General features: G+C 61.0%; 5 protein-coding genes. All 5 read left to right on the plus strand.

The features are described 5' to 3' along the window. The first annotated feature begins 51 nt into the window (after window positions 1-51). Window positions 52-246 (plus strand): hypothetical protein, encoded by a 195-nt coding sequence (locus tag GY725_26020; GenBank protein MCP4007653.1) that lies wholly within the window; start codon window positions 52-54, stop codon window positions 244-246. Window positions 247-255: 9 nt separating this feature from the next. Further along, the gene (locus tag GY725_26025) at window positions 256-1,155 is read left to right on the plus strand and encodes a chromosome partitioning protein ParB (GenBank protein MCP4007654.1); all 900 of its coding nucleotides are present in this window, start codon (window positions 256-258) and stop codon (window positions 1,153-1,155) included. Next, window positions 1,133-2,683 (plus strand): helix-turn-helix domain-containing protein, encoded by a 1,551-nt coding sequence (locus GY725_26030; protein MCP4007655.1) that lies wholly within the window; start codon window positions 1,133-1,135, stop codon window positions 2,681-2,683. The genes GY725_26025 and GY725_26030 overlap by 23 nt, the downstream gene beginning before the upstream one ends. After that, the gene (locus GY725_26035; protein MCP4007656.1) at window positions 2,676-3,416 is read left to right on the plus strand and encodes an ATP-binding protein; all 741 of its coding nucleotides are present in this window, start codon (window positions 2,676-2,678) and stop codon (window positions 3,414-3,416) included. The genes GY725_26030 and GY725_26035 overlap by 8 nt, the downstream gene beginning before the upstream one ends. Beyond that, window positions 3,413-4,195: DUF3991 domain-containing protein (locus GY725_26040; GenBank protein ID MCP4007657.1), on the plus strand; the 783-nt coding region annotated here is incomplete at its 3' end. The genes GY725_26035 and GY725_26040, both read left to right, overlap by 4 nt.

Below are 4,195 nucleotides of genomic sequence, written 5' to 3' on the forward strand. Positions count from 1 at the left end.
AGCGAACCACCGGAGCGACACGCCACAGACGCGACGGCGAAGCCATGGCTCATGCCATTGCAAGAGGCCGACTTCGACGGAGTGATCACCGACCACATCCAGCTGGTGACAAGCCTGATCGAAGGTCGGGCCGTGAGCTTGGGTGAGGTCGTGGAGATGCTCCGGCGGGTCCTGAGACAACACAGCATCGTTCGGGAGCGAGCGCTGGACTACGTTGTGCGCTCACTACATGAAGAGCCACCGTAGGAGGTGCTGATGACACGAGATACCGAGCTTTCCAGCTTGGACCTGCGCTATGAGTGTTACCGGATGAAGAATCCCGCGATCGAAGTGAAGCTCCTGGCCTCGATCCATGAGCGCGGGATCGATGAGCCCCTCGAGGGCGTGGACGTCGAAGGCAAGGCCATCCTGCTGAACGGTTTCAAACGCTACCGGTGTGCGCGCAAGCTGGGGATGGAGATCGTCCCTTATGTGTCACTCGGTGAAGACGAGGCTGCGGGGATCGTCGCGGTACTACGTGCGTCGAACAACAGGAGCCTGACCCTCCTCGAGCAAGCCCACTTCCTCGACGATCTGCTGCGCCTGCACCGGATGACGACGGCCGAGATCGCGGAGACGCTCGCGCGCAGCAAATCGTGGGTCAGCATGCGCGTGGGACTCTTCGGCGAGATGAGTGGCAAGATCGCCGAGAAGGTCTTCAGCGGGGCCTTCCCGGCCTACGCGTACATGTACACGTTGCGTCCATTCATGCGCATGAACGGGATTCCCAAGCAGGACGTGGAAGCGTTCGTCGAGGCCGTGAGCGGCAAGAAGCTGAGCCTTCGGGAGATCGAGCAGTTGGCCCATGGGTACTTCCGCGGGCCGGAGTGGTTTCGCCAGGAAGTCGATCGCGGCCATCTCACACTGGTGCTGGAGAAGATGAACCAGGTGCCGCCTCCGGCGGAAGGCTGCAACGAGTTCGAACGGGTGCTCTTGAAGGACCTGGAGATCGTGCAGAAGTACCTGGCTCGAGTGCTGAGCAAGGGCCAGAGCAAGAAAATCGAGAACCGGGCGTTTCACGCGCAGGCCCATTTCCTGTTGGGGGGAATCCTGAGCCGTTTCAGCGCCTTCAGGAAAGCACTAGGAGAACTCCATGATCGAACCGCAAAAGCGTAACGCGATCTTCCTCCTGCACCAGGAGGGGATGAGTGTGCGCCAGATTGCCCGCGCCCTTGGCATCAGTCGCAACACCGTCCGCGCCATCATCGCGCAGCGCGGCGCGACGCCGCATCCAACCCGTGAAAACAAGATCGCAATCGATCCCGATCTGCTCAGGCGGCTCCACGCCGAGTGCGACGGTTTCGCGAAACGCGTTCACGAGAGGCTCGTGGAAGAAGAAGGCGTTCAGGTGACGTACTCCACATTGACTCGCATGCTGCGCGATCTCGGTATCGGATGGGAGGGGAAGCCGAGGTGCGATCGAGTGCCCGACGAACCGGGCGCTGAAATGCAACACGACACCAGTCCCCACACCGTCCAGATTGAGGGTCGCTCGGTCAAGGTCATCACGAGCGTGCTCTACCTGCGCTACTCGAAGAGGCGATATGTGAGGTTCTACAGGCGCTTCAATCGCTTCACGATGAAGAGTTTCCTCCACGAAGCGCTGACCTTCTGGGGGTACTCCGCCCCGCGATGCATCATCGACAACACCAACCTGGCGCGCTTGCGAGGGAGCGGCAAGCATGCCGTGATCGTCCCGGAGATGGAGGCCTTCTCGAAGCAGTACGGATTCGAGTTCGTCTGTCATGAGATCAAGCACGCGAATCGCAAGGCCGGCAATGAGCGCAGCTTCTACACCGTGGAGACGAATTTCTTTCCCGGCCGCACCTTCGAGAGTCTCGCGGACATGAACGAGCAAGGTAAGGAGTGGGCGAACGTGCGGATGTTCCACCGGCCCATCTCCAGGAGCGGCTTGATTCCCGTGAAGCTCTTCGAGGTCGAGCAGCCTTCCCTCGTCGAACTCCCGGCTCATCTCCCGCCACCCTATCTCGTCCACGATCGGCTCACCGACCAGTACGGTTATGCCGCGCTGGGCGGGAACTTCTTCTGGGTGCCGGGCACCAAACGCGACCCGGTCAAGGTGCTCGAGTATGGCGAGCGGCTGCAGATCTATCGGCGGCGTGAGCAGCTGATCGAGTACGAGTTACCCGACGAGGGAGTGCGGAACAAGCGCTTCAGCCCGCCCGGTCAGCCAAAGCCACGCTACGCACCGAGGAACCGCAAGAAGCCCACCGCTGTGGAGGAGCAGCGGTTGCGAGCCATCGGCGATCCGGTGGGAGCGTGGCTGGACTTCGCGCTCGAGCCCCGTGGGATCGCGCGTCACCGTTTCGTACGAGCGGTCTTCAAACTGTCGCAGCAGATGACCCCGTCCTTGTTCCTCCGCTGTGTCGAGCGGGCCTTCCAGTATCGGATTCGCTCGGTCGAGATTCTGCGAAACATTGCGCTGATGACCATGAGCGAGGGGCTCGAGGCGCTGCCTGACCCACAGGTCGACGAGAGCTTCACCCAGCGCGCAAGCTATGAGGAAGGTCGGTTGAGCGACAACCCGGATCTGTCCGCCTTGGACAGGATGTGGCCAGAGCAAGAACCCGAAACAGAGGATGAAACGGAGCACGAGGGCGGCGATGAGCAAGACCATGGATGACGAACTGAATCAGATCCTCAAACAGCTTCGGCTCTCCAACCTGCGTGCGAACTGGGACGCTTACGTGAATGCCGCTTCCAAGGGGCGCCACTCGCCAGTGCGCCTTCTGCGCCACGTCCTCGAAGAGGAATACCGGGCCAAACAAGAAGGTGCCCGCGAGCGCCGGCTAAAGCGCGCTGCCATTCCCGAGCTGCTGGTCATGGAGACCTTTCCCTTCGCCAAGCAGCGCAAGCTCAACAAGAAGAAGATTCTCTCGCTCTACGATGACTTCACCTTCATCGAGAAGAGTCAGAACATCATCTGGATCGGCCCGACGGGGTGCGGCAAGACCGGACTCGCCACGAGCTTTCTCGTCAAGGCCATCCAGCGCGGTCACACCGGACGCGCCATCCTGTTTCCCGAACTCGTCCAGGAACTCTATGCCTCCGTGGCCGATCACTCCGAGACCAAGGTGATCAAGCGATTCCTCTCGTACGATTGTTTGCTGATCGACGAGATCGGATACATCGAACTGGAACCGGTCCAGGTGGGTCTCTTCTTCACCTTGATGCACAAGCGATACCGCAAGAAGCCCACGTTGATCACCTCGAATCTAGGCTTCAGCGAGTGGAGTTCCTTCCTCAAGAACGATCACCTGACCGCCGCCTTGATCGATCGCTTGACCGAGAACAGCCACGTCATCAACATGAAGAACTGTGTCAGCCTCAGGCCCAAGCTCAGTCCGGATCCATGACCCCGTGGCGGAACGAGGTACGCGAGCTGGCCAACCAGCTGCGATGCATCCCACTTGAAGATGTGTTGCGCCTCACCGGAGCGCAGCGCGATCGTCACGACAAGGCCAAGTGGCATACCTCGCGGGGGACTCTTTCGCTGACCGGCGCGAAGTTCATGAACTGGAATCGCGGCGTCGGTGGCGGTGGGGCCATCGATCTCGTGATGCACCTCGAGCCACTTGCTTTCCGGGATGCTCTGGACTGGCTTGCGGATCGTTTCCCGGGCGTCGCTCACCGTGCACTTGATCGACCCATCACTGCGCAGCGCGCTCGCCAACGCAAACTTGTGTTGCCACCAGCGGACGCACGCAACCTTGCGCGCATCCGGCGCTACCTCACGGTGCAGCGATGCATTCCATTGCACCTGATCGCGCCGCTGATCCGAGCCGGCACGCTCTACTCCGACAGCCGGGGCAATGCCGTCTTCTTGCTGCTTGGAAAAGACAATTCCCCGGTTGGTGCTGAGATCCGTGGCACCACGTCGCAGCCCTGGCGCTCCATGGCGACCGGATCCTGCAAGGATCTCGGCTACTTCCTCGTTCCGCTGCCAAACAAGCAGAGACCCCGGCCCATCGTCCTCTGCGAGTCTGCCATTGATGCATTGAGCTGCGTTGCCCTCCATCCTCATTGCGCATCGCTCTCCACCACAGGCGCCAGAGCCAACCCCCGATGGCTCGGCCCACTGCTCCACTCCTCCTCCACGATCTACTGCGGTTTCGACGCCGATCTCACGGGAGAC

It is taken from the genome of bacterium (genome assembly GCA_024226335.1).
GTDB lineage: Bacteria > Myxococcota_A > UBA9160 > SZUA-336 > SZUA-336 > JAAELY01.

Excerpts from the sequence above, each read along its gene's own strand:
- GY725_26020 (MCP4007653.1), top strand. The coding sequence starts at position 52 with ATGCCATTGCAAGAGGCCGACTTCGACGGAGTGATCACCGACCACATC.
- GY725_26025 (MCP4007654.1), top strand. The coding sequence starts at position 256 with ATGACACGAGATACCGAGCTTTCCAGCTTGGACCTGCGCTATGAGTGT.
- GY725_26030 (MCP4007655.1), top strand. The coding sequence starts at position 1,133 with ATGATCGAACCGCAAAAGCGTAACGCGATCTTCCTCCTGCACCAGGAG.
- GY725_26035 (MCP4007656.1), top strand. The coding sequence starts at position 2,676 with ATGGATGACGAACTGAATCAGATCCTCAAACAGCTTCGGCTCTCCAAC.